Genomic DNA, 14,167 nt, shown 5'->3' on the forward strand with positions numbered 1-14,167 from the left:
CATGATTAAAGATCCCTTTGCAAGACTCGGCCTGGACCGCGAAGTCCTGACCGTCAGCCAGCTCAACGGCCGCGCGCGGGTGTTGCTCGAAGACGTGTTCAGCAACATCTGGGTCGAAGGCGAAATCTCCAACCTCGCCCGCCCGGCGTCCGGCCACGTGTATTTCACGCTCAAGGACAGTGGCGCGCAGGTGCGTTGCGCGCTGTTCCGCCAGAATGCGGCGCGTGTGCGTCAGGCGCTGAAGGATGGCCTGGCGGTCAAGGTGCGCGGCAAGGTCTCGCTGTTCGAAGGGCGTGGCGACTATCAGCTGATCCTCGACACCGTGGAGCCGGCCGGTGACGGTGCCCTGCGCCTGGCCTTCGATGCCTTGAAGGAAAAGCTCAGCGCCGAAGGCCTGTTCAGTGCCGAGCGCAAGGTGCCGCTGCCGGCGCACCCGCAGCGCATCGGCATCATCAGTTCGCCGACCGGCGCGGTGATTCGCGACATTATCAGCGTGTTCCGCCGCCGCGCGCCGCAGGTGCAACTGACGCTGATTCCCACCGCCGTTCAGGGCCGCGAAGCCACCGCGCAGATCGTCCGCGCCCTGAAACTGGCGGATGCCCGTGGGTTCGACGCGCTGATCCTGGCCCGTGGCGGCGGCTCGCTGGAAGACCTCTGGTGCTTCAACGAAGAGGCGGTGGCCCGGGCGGTGGATGCCTGCGTCACGCCGATCGTCAGCGCAGTCGGCCATGAAACCGATGTGTCGATCAGTGACTTCGTGGCGGATGTGCGTGCGCCGACGCCGTCCGCTGCTGCTGAACTGCTTGCCCCGGATTCCAGCCATCTGATCCGGCAGGTCGAAAGCCTGCATCGCCGGTTGGTGATGCGCATGCGTGACCGCTTGATGCGCGATCGCCTGCGCCTTGAAGGCATGACCCGCCGCTTGCGCCATCCTGGCGAGCGTCTGCGTCAACAGGCACAGCGCCTGGATGATCTGGACATGCGCATGCGTCGGGCGTTCGAGCGCCAGCTCAATACCCGTCGTGAACGCCTGATCCGCCTGGAAACCCGCCTGGCCGGGCAGCATCCGGGACGCCAGCTGGCCCTGTTGCGCCAGCGTCTCGACAGCCTCGCCGAGCGCCTGCCACGCGCGATGAACGAAGGCTTGAAACGCCGTCGCCTGCAGTTGCAAAGCCAGATGCAGACCCTGCACGTGGTCAGCCCGCTGGCGACTCTCGGCCGTGGCTACAGCATTCTTCTGGATGAGCGCGGCAACGCGATTCGCAACGCCGCGCAGACTCACACCGGCCAGCGCCTCAAGGCCAGACTGGGCGAAGGCGAACTGCAAGTGCGCGTCGAGGACAATCACCTGACGCCTGTCACTCTCTCTTTACTGGACTGATCCATGCCGCGTTTTCTTGCTCCGCTGCTGTTCCTGTGCCTGACCTTCAACGCCCACGCCGACAGTTACATCACCCGCCTGCTGAACAAACCGGTGCCGGGCGGCGTGGCGGTCGTCGATCTGGGGACCGCTGCGCAAGCGCCTAAAGCCACGTATCAGGGCAAACCGGTGCTGGTGGTCAAGGAGCAGAACAACTGGCTGGCGATTGTCGGCGTTCCGTTGACCGTCAAACCCGGCGTTCAGCAGATCAGCAGTGGCGGACGTAACCTCAACTTCAATGTCGGTAACAAGAAATACCCGGAACAGCACATCACCCTGAAGAACACTCAGCAGGTCAACCCGAACCCGGCCAACCTCAAGCGCATCGAGGGCGAACTGGCCGAGCAGATCAAGGCCTACCGCAGCTTCAGCCCGAACACGCCGAGCAACCTGTTGCTGGACAAGCCGGTCAACGGGCCGCTGTCGAGCAAGTTCGGCGTGCGCCGTTTCTTCAACGGTGAAGAGCGCAATCCGCACGCAGGTCTGGACTTCGCGGTGCCGGCGGGCACACCGATCAAGACCCCGGCGGCGGGCAAGGTGATCCTGATCGGCAACTACTTCTTCAATGGCAACACCGTGTTCGTCGACCACGGCCAGGGCTTCATCAGCATGTTCTGCCATATGTCGAAGATTGATGTGCAGAACGGCCAGCAACTGGCGCGCGGTGCGGTGGTGGGCAAGGTTGGCGCTACAGGTCGGGCGACCGGGCCGCACATGCACTGGAACGTCAGCCTGAACGATGCGCGGGTCGATCCGGCGATTTTCATTGGGGCTTTCCAGCCTTGATTTCAGTCTGAACCCCCACCAGCAGGGATTGCGCACGACGAATGGTCCGCGCAATCCCGGCCAACAATAAGCGCGATTTCAAGAATAAAATCTCGGAAAAAACCGCTTTCCGGGTATTCCTCTCAATTTTTTCCGACTGCTTGCCATCCTCATCCCTCGCGGTTAGGGTTGAGGGCATGAAAACCTCTCACACCCTCATTCAGCTTCGCCAGCACCGCAGCCTGTGCCTCGTCAGCGCACGACTGCCGGGCTGAATCGCTGCGCCTCGTCCCACGCTTTTCCAAGAACGTTCGTTACACCGGCAGGCCGCCTCTTTTCGGCCCAGACAATAAGGAATTTCCCGATGAGCATGCTCAAAGACCCGTCTTCGAAATACCGCGCGTTTCCTGTGATCAACCTGCCGGACCGCACCTGGCCGTCGAAAACCATCAATGCCGCGCCGATCTGGTGCAGCTCCGACCTGCGTGACGGCAACCAGTCGTTGATCGAGCCAATGGACGCGGTGAAAAAACTGCGCTTCTGGAAAACCCTGGTGCAAGTGGGCGTGAAGGAAATCGAGGCGTCGTTCCCGGCTGCTTCGCAAACCGACTTCGACTTCGTGCGCACTTTGATCGAAGACGGCCACATCCCGGACGACACCACCATTCAAGTGCTGACTCAGGGCCGTGAAGACCTGATCGAGCGCACTTTCGAATCCCTGCGCGGGGCGAAAAAAGCCATCGTTCACCTGTACAACGCCACCTCCCCTTCTTTCCGTCGCATCGTTTTCAACCAGGACAAGGACGGGATCAAGGCCATCGCCGTCAACGCTGCCAAGCTGTTCGTCAAATACGCCGCCATGCAGCCGGACACCGAGTGGACCTTCGAGTACTCGCCGGAAACCTTCAGCGCCACCGAGCTGGAATTCGCCAAGGAAGTCTGTGACGCGGTGATCGAGGTCTGGAACCCGACGCCTGAGCACAAGATCATCCTCAACCTGCCGGCCACCGTTGAATGCGCGACGCCGAACGTCTACGCCGACCAGATCGAGTGGTTCCACCGCAACATCAATCGTCGTGACAGCGTGATCATCAGCCTGCACACCCACAACGACCGTGGCACCGGCGTGGCCGCCACCGAGTTGGGCCTGATGGCCGGCGCCGACCGCGTCGAAGGCTGCCTGTTCGGCAACGGCGAGCGCACCGGCAACGTCGACCTCGTGACCGTGGCACTGAACATGTACACCCAGGGCCTCGACCCGCAACTGGACTTCTCCGACATCGACGGCGTGCGCAAAGTCGTCGAAGAGTGCAACCAGATCCAGGTTCACCCGCGTCACCCATACGTCGGCGACCTGGTGCACACCGCCTTCTCCGGCTCCCACCAGGACGCGATCCGCAAGGGCTTCGCCCAGCAGAAATCCGATGCACTGTGGGAAGTGCCGTACCTGCCGATCGACCCGGCCGACATCGGCCGCAGCTACGAGGCGGTGATCCGCGTCAACAGCCAGTCGGGCAAGGGTGGCATCGCCTACTTGCTGGAGCAGGAATACGGCATCAGCCTGCCACGTCGCATGCAGATCGAATTCAGCCAGGTCGTGCAGCGTGAAACCGACCGCCTGGGCCTGGAGATGACTGCCCAGCAAATCCACGCGCTGTTGCACAGCGAATACCTGCAAGCCAACACCCCGTACGCGCTGGTCAGCCATCGCCTGCAGGAAGAAAACGGCAACAGCGCCGTCGAAGTGGAAGTGGCGAGCAAGGGTCAGGGCGAAACCAACCTGCACTGGCGCGGCAAGGGCAACGGCGCGCTGGAAGCGCTGGTGGCCGGTCTGCCGATTCCGGTGGAGATCATGGACTACAACGAACACGCCATTGGCGCGGGCACCAACGCCAAGGCGGCGGCCTACATCGAATTGCGTGTGAACGGCGAACGTGCGGTGCACGGCGTGGGCATCGATGAAAACATCACCACCGCCAGCTTCAAGGCCCTGTTCAGCGCGCTGAACCGCTCGCTGAGCCAGCCGGAAGCGAAAGCGGCGTAACTGACCGCTGCAATACGAAAGGCCCCGGAGTGCGAACTCCGGGGCCTTTTTTTGCCTGCCATTTTAGTGCTGTCTGTAATGACCCCTTCGCGGGCAAGCCCGCTCCCACAGAGAACGCGGGTGCACCCCAGACTCATGCACACCATAGAACACTGTGGGAGCGGGCTTGCCCGCGAAAAGGCCTTTGCAGACTCTGCAAATGTCAGGTGAACTCGAAGGTGTCGGCATCCAGATTCGCCGGGAACCGCTCGCGGTAAGCCGCCAGCGAACCCGCTTCCAGAACCACTTTGAACACCCCGTCCGCCTCTCCGGCCGCGAGCAACGTCTCGCCCTGGAAATCCAGCACCTGACTGTCGCCGGTATACGCAAAACCCTTGCCATCGGTTCCAACCCGGTTGACCGCCGCCACATAACAAAGGTTTTCAATGGCCCGAGCCGGCAGCAACCGGTTCCAGTGCTGCCGTCGCGCACCCGGCCAGTTGGCGGTGTACAGCAGCAGATCGGTGTCCTGAGCGTCGCGACTCCACACCGGGAAGCGCAAGTCGTAGCAGATCAGCGGCCGCACCCGCCAGCCCTTGAGCTCGAACTGCACCTGGCGCTCGCCGGGGGTGTAGTGGTTGTGCTCGCCGGCCATGCGGAACAGGTGACGCTTGTCGTAATGCAGCACCTCGCCGTCCGGCCGCGCCCACAGCAAACGGTTGCGGTGGCTGCCATCGGCGGCCTGGATGATCACGCTGCCCGTGACGACCGCGTTCAGCTTCGCCGCCTGGGCCCGCAGCCATTTGCTGGTCGGGCCGTTTTCGGCTTCGGCCAGGGTTTCGGATTCCATGGAAAATCCGGTGGTGAACATTTCCGGCAGGATGATCAGGTCGGCACCGCGCGCCTGTTCGAGCAAAACGTCGAAATGCTCGAGATTGGCCTGACGATCATGCCAGGCCAGGCTGGTCTGGATCAGCGCCAGATTCAGATCGGGCAACGCACTCAGATCACGCATAGTTTGGCCGCCGCTTCCCGCAGCGTCTCCTCACGTTTGGCAAAGCACAGGCGCACCAGACGCTGGCCTTGCGGTGGATTCTGGTAGAACACCGACACCGGAATGCTCGCCACGCCGTGCTCGCGGGTCATCCACATCGCCATCTCGACATCGTTCAGATCGGGGCGAATCTGCGAGTAATCAACCAGTTGGAAATAGGTGCCGGTGACCCGGGTGAAACTGAATCGCGACGGCGCCAGCAGATCACAGAACAGATCGCGCTTGGCCTGATAGAAACCCGGCAGCTCTTCAACGTGTTCCGGATGCTCGGCCATGTAATCGGCCAGGGCGTACTGCAACGGTGTCACGCCGCAGAAACTGACGTACTGGTGCACTTTACGCAGCTCTGCCGTCAGGGCCGGCGGCGCCACGACGTAGCCGGTTTTCCAGCCGGTGACGTGATAAGTCTTGCCGAACGAGCTGACCACGAAGGCGCGCTGATACAGCTCTTCATGGGCCAGCACGCTGACGTGCGGCACGCCGTCGAATACCAGGTGTTCGTAGACTTCGTCGCTGATCACGTAGATGTCGCGGTCACGGATCAACGCCGCCAGTTGATCCAGCTCGGCACGGCTGATCAATGCACCGCTCGGGTTGTGCGGGGTGTTGAGGATGATCATCCGCGTGCGCGGGCTCAAGGCTGCGCTGAGCTTGTCGAAGTCGATGGAGAAATCCTTCAGCCCAAGTTGCACATGCACGCAGCGCCCACCGGCCAGTTCCACCGACGGCTCGTAGCTGTCGTAGGCCGGGTCGAACACGATGACTTCGTCGCCGCTGTGGATAACCGCCTGGATCGCACAGAAAATCGCCTGGGTGGCGCCGGGGGTCACGGTCACTTCATTGTCGGCATCGACGTTGGCGCCATAACTGCGGGCGATCTTTGCCGCAATCTGCTGGCGCAGCGCCGGCAGGCCGGTCATGGGCGAATACTGGTTATGGCCACTGGCGATGTGTCGACCGACTGCGTCGCGCAGTGCCTGCGGGCCGTCGAAATCGGGAAAACCCTGGGAAAGGTTGATCGCTCCGGTCTGCGCCGCGAGCTGAGACATCTGCGTGAAAATAGTGATGCCGACATTCGGCAGCTTGCTGGTGATCATCGGGGTTCCCTGCTCTGCCCCGGCTCTGACGACGGCGCGGGAGAGCCCGAGGATAGCCCATCCGGCGCCCATAAAAAAAGGGCGCCAAACGGCGCCCCTTCTCTCTGTTCGCAACGACCTTACTTCTTGTCGCGGCGCTTCTTGCTGGCTTTCTTGTTGTGCGACATCAAGCGACGCTTCTTGTTGACCTGGCGGTCGGTCAGCGTGTTCTTGTTGCCTTCGTACGGGTTCTCGCCACCCTTGAACTCGATACGGATCGGCGTACCGACCAGTTTGAGCACACGGCGGTAAGTGTTTTCCAGATAGCGCACGTACGACTTCGGCACTTTCTCGATCTGGTTGCCGTGGATCACAATGATCGGCGGGTTCGCACCACCCAGGTGAGCGTAACGCAGCTTGATCCGGCGGCTGTTGACCATCGGCGGCTGGTGCTCGCTGACCGCGTCTTCGAGAATCTGCGTCAGGCGGCTGGTCGGCCAGCGGGTGACCGCCGACTTGAACGAGTTCTGCACCGAGGCGTAAAGGTTGCCCACGCCGGTACCGTGCAGTGCCGAGATAAAGTGGATATCGGCGAAATCAACGAAGAACAACCGACGCTGCAACTCGACCTTCACGAAGTCGCGCTCGCTTGGCGTCATGCCGTCCCATTTGTTGATCGCGATCACCAGCGCACGACCTGCTTCAAGGGCGAAGCCCAGCAGGTTGAGGTCGTGATCGACCACGCCTTCGCGGGCGTCCATCACGAAGATCACCACGTTGGCGTCTTTGATCGCCTGCAGGGTTTTGACCACGGAGAATTTTTCGACTTCTTCGTGGATCTTGCCGCGCTTGCGTACACCGGCGGTGTCGATCAGCGTGTACTTCTCGTCGTTACGCTCGAACGGGATGTAAATACTGTCGCGGGTGGTGCCGGGCTGGTCGTAGACGATTACCCGGTCTTCACCGAGCATGCGGTTGACCAGGGTCGACTTGCCGACGTTCGGCCGGCCGATGATGGCGATCTTGATCCCGTCTTTTTCGCTCGGACCAGGAATGCGCTTGGCTTCCTCGCCTTCGGCGACCACTTCTTCCTCTTCACCTTCCGCCGGCTCGTCATCGTCGCGCGGGAAGTCGCTCAGGGCGGCTTCCAGCAATTGCGTGATGCCGCGACCGTGGGCGCCGGCGATCGGAATCGCGTGGCCCATGCCCAGCGGGGCGAATTCGGCGCGGGCCATTTCCGGGTCGATGTTGTCGACCTTGTTGGCCACCACGTGGGAACGCTTGTTACGTTTGCGCAAGTGTTCGGCGATCATCTGGTCGGCGGCAGTGAAACCCGCCTTGGCATCTACCAGGAACAGAACGACATCCGCTTCTTCGATGGCCAGCAGCGACTGCTCGGCCATTTTTTCGTCCATACCATGCTCGTCACCGGAGATACCGCCGGTGTCGATCAGAATGTAGGAACGCCCTTGCCACTTGGCCTCACCGTACTGGCGATCACGGGTCAGACCGGACAAGTCGCCGACGATGGCGTCACGAGTCCTGGTCAGGCGGTTGAACAAGGTGGACTTGCCGACGTTCGGTCGGCCCACCAGGGCGATTACGGGAACCATGCGGCTCTCCACTTCGTTATTTCAGAAAATACAAAAGCCGCTGCGAGGCAGCGGCTGGTGCTCGGGGCAACACCCGTGGGTGCTGCAAACCCTGCAGAAGCAAGGCCGCCTGGGGAATTAACCCCAAGCATAGTTGTTACTTGATGGTCAGGGCTTCCAGTTTGCCGCTGTTGCCATACACATAAATCGTGTCACCCACCACCAGCGGACGGGCACGCAGGCCGTCGCTGTCGATGCGCTCGCGGCCGACGAAACGACCGTCCACCTGACTCAGCAGGTGCAGGTAACCTTCCAGGTCACCGACAGCAACGTAACTGGAGAACACTTCCGGCGCCGACAGTTGACGACGGGCCAGCGAGTCGTTGCTCCACAGGGCTGTGGTGGAACGCTCGTCGACGCCTTCAACGGTGCCCGACGACAGGCTTACGTAGACGTTGCCGAAACCCTGGGCAACACCGGCGTAGCTCGACGCGTCGCGCTGCCAGAGTTGACGGCCGCTTTCCAGATCCAGTGCCGCAACGCGACCCTGATAGCTGGCAACGTACAAGGTACCGCCGGACAGCAGCAGACCGCCGTCGATGTCGACCACGCGCTCCAGTTCCGAACGACCTTGTGGAATCGCGATCCGCTGTTCCCAGACCGGCACGCCGTTGGAAATGTCGAGAGCGACCACTTTACCGGTCGACAGGCCAGCCACCGCGAGGCGGTTGGTGACAATCGGTGCGCTGGTGCCGCGCAGGGTCAGTACGGCTGGCGTGCTGTCATACACCCAACGTTGGTTGCCGGTGGCCGCGTCCAGACCGATCAGACGATCGTCCTGGGTCTGTACCACCACCACGTCACCGTTGCTGGCCGGTGGCGCGAGGACTTCGCTGTTGACGCGCGAGCGCCACTTTTCTTCACCGTTGATGGCGTCGAGGGCAACGACTTCACCGCGCAGGGTGCCGACCATGACCAGACCGTAACCCACGCCAACGGCGCCGGACACAGGCAGTTCAAGGTCTTTCTTCCATTTCACGTCGCCGTTGCCGCGATCCAGGCCCATCACGATACCGGTCACATCGGCCGCGTAGATGGTGTCACCGTCGATCGCCGGCACCAGCATGTTGTAGGTTTCGCCCTGACCGTCACCGATCGAACGGCTCCACTGCTTGTGCAGGACCACTTCTTCTTTGAAGTCGGTCAGCTCGGCCGGTGGCAGTTCTTTTTTGCTGTTGCTGCTGCAACCCGCGGCCAGAATGGCCAGAGCCAGCAATGCTGCATGCTTCCAACGGATCACGTCACGCATCCCCTTTGGCCAGGTCGTCCAGCTTGATTTGAAGGCCACCGACCGCCGCTTCATCCGACAGTGCCGCCTTGGCTTTTTGATACGCCGCGTTCGCTTCGTCGGTACGGCCCAGTTGTACCAGCAGGTCGCCCTTGAGTTCTTCGCGAGTGGCCAGGAACGACTTGTCGGCATCGCCTTCAAGCAGTTTCAGGGCTTCATCGGCCTTGTTCTGTGCGCCCAGTACCTGCGCCAGCCGCTGACGGGCGATTTCGCCCAGCGCCGGGTTGGCCGGTTTGGCAACGATGGCCTTGAGTTCGGTCGCCGCGTCGTCCAGCTTGCCGCTGTCGACCGCGACCTTGGCCACGAACAGGCTACCGTACTGCGCGTAGGCAGAACCGCCGAATTCGCTGTTGAGCTTGCCGGCCAGATCCGCAACGCGCGCGGCGTCAGGCTTGCCGTCCGGGGTCAGCGTGGTTTCCAGCAATTGCTGATAGAGCACCGAGGCGCCTTGCGACTGGTTGCTCTGATACTTGTGATATGCCTGCCAGCCGAACACGATGACCAGCGCCAACAGGCCGCCAGTGACCAGAGGTTTGCCGTTGCGTGTCCACCAGTCCTTCAAATCCGCCAACTGTTCGTCTTCGGTACTCGACACCCCAATACTCCTTAATCGCTAAATCGGCTGTTTGGACAGCTTCAACCCTGCACGACGCAGGTGGCCAGGTGTGCAGCGAGCGCATCCCAGGCAATGCTTTGTTGTTCGCCCTGGCCACGCAGGGGTTTGAAACCTACCACTTGCTGGGCCATTTCGTCGTCACCGAGGATCAGTGCGTACAGCGCACCGCTCTTGTCGGCTTTCTTGAACTGGCTCTTGAAGCTGCCGGCGCCGGCATTGACTTGCAGGCGCAGGTTGGGCAGTTGGTCGCGTACCCGCTCGGCCAGGGCCAGACCGGCCAGCTCTGCTTCTTCGCCGAAGGCGCAGAGATAGACGTCAACCTGACGGGAGATTTCTTCCGGGATCTGCTCCAGGGTTTCCAGCAGCAGTACCAGACGCTCGATGCCCATGGCGAAACCGACGCCCGGGGTCGGCTTGCCGCCCATCTGCTCGACCAGACCGTCATAGCGCCCACCCGCGCAGACGGTGCCCTGGGCGCCGAGCTTGTCGGTGACCCATTCGAATACGGTTTTGCTGTAGTAATCCAGACCACGCACCAGCTTCGGGTTGAGCACGTAAGGAATGCCGACGGCATCCAGACGGGCCTTCAGGCCTTCGAAGTGGGCACGGGATTCGTCATCCAGGTAGTCGGCCATTTTCGGCGCATCGACCAGCACGGCCTGGGTGTCGGCATTTTTGGTGTCGAGCACGCGCAGCGGGTTGGTTTTCAGGCGACGCTGGCTGTCTTCGTCCAGTTTGTCGTGGTGCGCCGAGAGGTACTCGACCAGCGCTTCACGATAACGGCCGCGGGACTCGCTGGTGCCGAGGCTGTTGAGCTCGAGCTTGACCGCATCGCGGATGCCCAGCTCGCCCCACAGGCGCCAGGTCATGATGATCAGTTCGGCGTCGATGTCCGGACCGTCGAGGTTGAACACCTCCAGACCGATCTGGTGGAACTGGCGATAACGGCCTTTCTGCGGACGCTCGTGACGGAACATCGGGCCGATGTACCAGAGTTTCTGCACCTGGCCACCGCCGGTGATGCCGTGCTCGAGCACCGCACGCACGCACGCGGCCGTGCCTTCCGGACGCAGGGTCAGCGAGTCGCCGTTGCGGTCTTCGAAGGTGTACATCTCTTTTTCGACGATGTCGGTCACTTCACCGATCGAGCGTTTGAACAGCTCGGTGAACTCGACGATCGGCATGCGGATCTGCTTGTAACCGTAGTTATCCAGCAGGCGCGAAACGGTGCCTTCGAAATAGCGCCATACCGGCGTCTGTTCCGGCAGGATGTCGTTCATGCCACGAATGGCTTGCAGAGACTTGCTCACAGAAATTCCTTAGTTCGTTCGATCAGCCGCGCGCAATAACCGCTGCGTCAGCTTCGACCTTCTCGGCCGCTTTCTCGCGGATCAGCTTTTCCAGCTCGTCCACCAGATTGTCATTCGTCAGTTTCTGCGACGGCTTGCCGTCGATGTAAATCAGGTTTGGCGTGCCGCCGGTCAAGCCGATATGGGCTTCCTTGGCTTCGCCGGGGCCGTTGACCACGCAACCGATCACCGCGACATCCAGCGGCACCAGCAGGTCTTCAAGGCGCCCTTCCAGCTCGTTCATGGTCTTGACCACATCGAAGTTCTGCCGCGAGCAGCTCGGGCAGGCGATGAAGTTGATGCCACGGGAACGCAGATGCAAAGACTTGAGAATGTCGTAACCGACCTTCACTTCCTCGACCGGGTCGGCCGCCAGCGAGATGCGGATAGTATCGCCAATCCCCTCGGCGAGCAGCATACCTAGGCCCACGGCGGATTTCACTGTACCGGAGCGCAATCCACCGGCTTCGGTGATGCCCAGGTGCAGCGGCTGGACGATTTCCTTGGCCAGCAGACGGTAGGCTTCAACGGCCATGAACACGTCGGAAGCCTTCACGCTGACCTTGAAGTCCTGGAAATTCAGGCGCTCGAGGTGCTCGACGTGACGCAGGGCGGACTCGACCAGCGCGGCCGGCGTCGGCTCGCCGTATTTCTTTTGCAGGTCTTTTTCCAGGGAACCGGCGTTGACGCCGATGCGGATCGGGATCCCGCGGTCACGGGCGGCATCGACCACCGCACGCACGCGGTCTTCGCGACCGATGTTGCCCGGGTTGATGCGCAGACAGTCCACACCCAGTTCGGCCACGCGCAGAGCGATCTTGTAGTCGAAATGGATGTCGGCAACCAACGGCACCTTGACCAGTTGCTTGATCTTGCCGAACGCCTCGGCGGCGTCCATGTCCGGTACCGAAACACGGACGATGTCGACGCCGGCGGCTTCCAGACGGTTGATCTGCGCGACGGTGGCAGCGACGTCATTGGTGTCGCTGTTGGTCATGCTCTGCACAGCGATAGGGGCATCGCCGCCCACGGGCACGTTACCGACCCAGATCTTGCGCGATTCGCGACGTTTGATTGGAGATTCGCCGTGCATGACTTATTGACCCAACTTCAGGCGAGCGGTCTCGCCACTGGTGAACGGAGCGACATCGACCGGCTGGCCGTTGTAGCTGACCTGCGCGCCACGGGCAACGCCCAGACGCACGGCAAACGGAGGCTTGCCGACGACAGACAGGCTGTCGCCCTTACGCTTGAGGCCGCTGTACAGCACTTTGCCGCTGCCATCGGTCACTTGAGTCCAGCAATCGGCGATGAATTGCACCTGAACCTGGCCCTGACCTGCAGCCGGAGTAACTGGCGCTGTCGGCGCGGGTGCAGCGACGGCCGGGGCTGCCGGGGCAGCAACGGTCGGTGCAGGCGTGGCCGGAGCGGCAGGCGCTGGAGTTGTCGGAGCAGCCACCACAGGCGCTGGCGTATGAACCGGTGCAGCCGGAGTCGCGGCTGGCGCAGCAGATGCAGGAGCAACCGGTGCGGTCGCAGGAGCTGCGGCCTCGGTCTCGGCGCCGGTCGATTCAGCTGAAGTTTCCGATTGAGGCAGCGCCAGAGCGGTCGAGCCCTCGGCTTCGCCTTCCGCAACGGCCTGGTCTTCCGGCTCGTCCAGCGGATGAATCTGGGTGGTGCCGTCAGCGCCTTCGACTTCGACGTGCTCCGGCGCCAGGCCGATCAGGTCCTTGGTACGCAGCGAGGTCTGATCCTGCCACCAGACGAAACCGCCGCCGATGACCGCAATCAGCAGCAACAGGCTGACGATACGCAAAATGGTGTGGGAAACCCGTACTGGCTCTTCAATACGACCCAGAGCGTGGACGTTGCTGCCCTGGGAATCGGTGCCGGTGGACTGGTCGAATTGCTGGACCAGAACGGTCTGATCCATGCCGAGCAATTTGGCGTACGCGCGAATGTAGCCGCGAGCGAAAGTATGCCCGGGCAACTTGTCGAAGGCGCCGGCTTCAAGATTGCTCAGGGAAGTCACGGTGAGGTTGAGCTTGAGGGCCACTTCGGCCAGCGACCAGCCATTGCTTTCGCGGGCCTGGCGCAGGGTCTCACCGGGGTTAACGCGATTCGCTGCTACAACTTCGGGATGCGCCGCTTTCATCATTGCTCCGACAGGTATTGCTGATATTCCGGCGTACCGGGATAGAGTCGTTTTAATTGCAGGCCCGCACTGGCGGCCTTGTCGCGATCTTCAAATACTTTTGCCAACCGAACGGCGAGCAACAGACTACGTGCATTTTGCTCGGAGAGCTGGCTGAAACGGTCGTAATAGTCACGCGCGGGCACATAATGCCTGTCTTCGAATGACAACTCAGCCATTTCCAGCAATGCCCGTGGCTGCTGGCGGTTCAAACGCAGCGCTTTTTCCAGCTGCTGCTGCGCCAGATCACGCTGCCCGAGCTTCGCCGCCGTCATGCCGAGGTTCTCGAACACCCGCGAACGCTCAGGATACAGGGTATCGGCGGCCGCCTGTTCAAAACGCTCGTAGGCTTCCTTGTAACGCTGTTCTTCGTAGAGAAAACTGCCGTAGTTGTTGAGGATGCGCGCATCGGCGGGACGGGAGGACAAGGCTTTGCGGAAGTGTTCGTCAGCAAGCGCAGGTTCCATTTCGGCCTGGAACACCAGCCCCAGCGCGGCATTGGCGTCGGGATCCGAACCGTCCAGCTCCAGGGCTTTTTTCAGTGGAACCTTGGCCCGTTCGGTCATGCCCTGCTGCAAGTATCCCAGCCCCAGCTGCACGTAGGCAGCCCGCGCTTCGTCACGGCCCTTGCTGGTCTTCATCGGGTTGTAATCGCCCGACAGGACACAACCAGCACACAGGCTGGCCAACAGCAACAGCAGCGCAAAGCGCAGGGACATAGAGATCCTCT

General features: G+C 61.8%; 12 protein-coding genes. 3 read left to right on the top strand and 9 right to left on the bottom strand.

Features of this window, described 5'->3' with window-relative positions:
• Position 1: 1 nt before the first annotated feature.
• From xseA to leuA, 3 genes are all read left to right on the top strand, one after another.
• Positions 2-1,381: an exodeoxyribonuclease VII large subunit gene (gene xseA, locus K3819_RS23635; protein WP_007956669.1), complete on the top strand. Its 1,380-nt coding sequence runs from the start codon at positions 2-4 to the stop codon at positions 1,379-1,381.
• Positions 1,382-1,384: 3 nt separating this feature from the next.
• Positions 1,385-2,206, top strand: coding sequence for a peptidoglycan DD-metalloendopeptidase family protein (locus tag K3819_RS23640; RefSeq protein WP_221398058.1), 822 nt, complete (start codon positions 1,385-1,387; stop codon positions 2,204-2,206).
• 343 nt (positions 2,207-2,549) lie between these two features.
• Entirely contained in the window at positions 2,550-4,229 is a 1,680-nt protein-coding gene (leuA, locus tag K3819_RS23645; RefSeq protein ID WP_064599237.1) for a 2-isopropylmalate synthase, read from the top strand.
• A 202-nt stretch (positions 4,230-4,431) separates the two neighbouring features.
• Here the strand turns inward: leuA and K3819_RS23650 are convergent, their stop codons facing one another.
• The 9 genes from K3819_RS23650 to pilW all read right to left on the bottom strand — a co-directional run bounded on the left by K3819_RS23650 (position 4,432) and on the right by pilW (position 14,156).
• Positions 4,432-5,223, bottom strand: coding sequence for an amidohydrolase (locus K3819_RS23650; RefSeq protein ID WP_221398059.1), 792 nt, complete (start codon positions 5,221-5,223; stop codon positions 4,432-4,434).
• Positions 5,211-6,359, bottom strand: a complete 1,149-nt coding sequence (locus tag K3819_RS23655) for a pyridoxal phosphate-dependent aminotransferase (RefSeq protein ID WP_085610919.1) — start codon at positions 6,357-6,359, stop codon at positions 5,211-5,213. Before K3819_RS23655 ends, K3819_RS23650 begins: the two co-directional genes overlap by 13 nt.
• A 119-nt stretch (positions 6,360-6,478) precedes the next feature.
• The gene (gene der / locus K3819_RS23660) at positions 6,479-7,951 is read right to left on the bottom strand and encodes a ribosome biogenesis GTPase Der (RefSeq protein WP_007956675.1); all 1,473 of its coding nucleotides are present in this window, start codon (positions 7,949-7,951) and stop codon (positions 6,479-6,481) included.
• A gap of 136 nt (positions 7,952-8,087) precedes the next feature.
• Complete coding sequence (gene bamB, locus K3819_RS23665; RefSeq protein ID WP_085610920.1) at positions 8,088-9,239, bottom strand: outer membrane protein assembly factor BamB; 1,152 nt, start codon at positions 9,237-9,239, stop codon at positions 8,088-8,090.
• Positions 9,232-9,873: a tetratricopeptide repeat protein gene (locus tag K3819_RS23670; protein WP_011335807.1), complete on the bottom strand. Its 642-nt coding sequence runs from the start codon at positions 9,871-9,873 to the stop codon at positions 9,232-9,234. The genes bamB and K3819_RS23670 overlap by 8 nt, the downstream gene beginning before the upstream one ends.
• A 41-nt stretch (positions 9,874-9,914) precedes the next feature.
• Positions 9,915-11,204 carry a histidine--tRNA ligase gene (gene hisS, locus K3819_RS23675; RefSeq protein ID WP_064383908.1) on the bottom strand — a complete coding sequence of 430 codons (1,290 nt, stop codon included), beginning with the start codon at positions 11,202-11,204 and terminating at the stop codon, positions 9,915-9,917.
• 22 nt (positions 11,205-11,226) lie between these two features.
• Positions 11,227-12,336: a flavodoxin-dependent (E)-4-hydroxy-3-methylbut-2-enyl-diphosphate synthase gene (gene ispG, locus K3819_RS23680; RefSeq protein ID WP_007956680.1), complete on the bottom strand. Its 1,110-nt coding sequence runs from the start codon at positions 12,334-12,336 to the stop codon at positions 11,227-11,229.
• A 3-nt stretch (positions 12,337-12,339) separates the two neighbouring features.
• Positions 12,340-13,398, bottom strand: coding sequence for a RodZ domain-containing protein (locus K3819_RS23685; protein ID WP_085610921.1), 1,059 nt, complete (start codon positions 13,396-13,398; stop codon positions 12,340-12,342).
• On the bottom strand, positions 13,398-14,156 hold the full coding sequence (gene pilW, locus K3819_RS23690) for a type IV pilus biogenesis/stability protein PilW (RefSeq protein ID WP_007956682.1): 759 nt from the start codon (positions 14,154-14,156) through the stop codon (positions 13,398-13,400). The genes K3819_RS23685 and pilW overlap by 1 nt, the downstream gene beginning before the upstream one ends.
• Positions 14,157-14,167: the final 11 nt, after the last annotated feature.

The organism is Pseudomonas sp. 3-2 (assembly GCF_019710535.1).
Classification (GTDB): domain Bacteria; phylum Pseudomonadota; class Gammaproteobacteria; order Pseudomonadales; family Pseudomonadaceae; genus Aquipseudomonas; species Aquipseudomonas pharyngis.

Coding starts and splice junctions, on each gene's coding strand:
- xseA (WP_007956669.1), top strand. CDS start 2: ATGATTAAAGATCCCTTTGCAAGACTCGGCCTGGACCGCGAAGTCCTG.
- K3819_RS23640 (WP_221398058.1), top strand. CDS start 1,385: ATGCCGCGTTTTCTTGCTCCGCTGCTGTTCCTGTGCCTGACCTTCAAC.
- leuA (WP_064599237.1), top strand. CDS start 2,550: ATGAGCATGCTCAAAGACCCGTCTTCGAAATACCGCGCGTTTCCTGTG.
- K3819_RS23650 (WP_221398059.1), bottom strand. CDS start 5,223: ATGCGTGATCTGAGTGCGTTGCCCGATCTGAATCTGGCGCTGATCCAG.
- K3819_RS23655 (WP_085610919.1), bottom strand. CDS start 6,359: ATGATCACCAGCAAGCTGCCGAATGTCGGCATCACTATTTTCACGCAG.
- der (WP_007956675.1), bottom strand. CDS start 7,951: ATGGTTCCCGTAATCGCCCTGGTGGGCCGACCGAACGTCGGCAAGTCC.
- bamB (WP_085610920.1), bottom strand. CDS start 9,239: ATGCGTGACGTGATCCGTTGGAAGCATGCAGCATTGCTGGCTCTGGCC.
- ispG (WP_007956680.1), bottom strand. CDS start 12,336: ATGCACGGCGAATCTCCAATCAAACGTCGCGAATCGCGCAAGATCTGG.
- K3819_RS23685 (WP_085610921.1), bottom strand. CDS start 13,398: ATGAAAGCGGCGCATCCCGAAGTTGTAGCAGCGAATCGCGTTAACCCC.
- pilW (WP_007956682.1), bottom strand. CDS start 14,156: ATGTCCCTGCGCTTTGCGCTGCTGTTGCTGTTGGCCAGCCTGTGTGCT.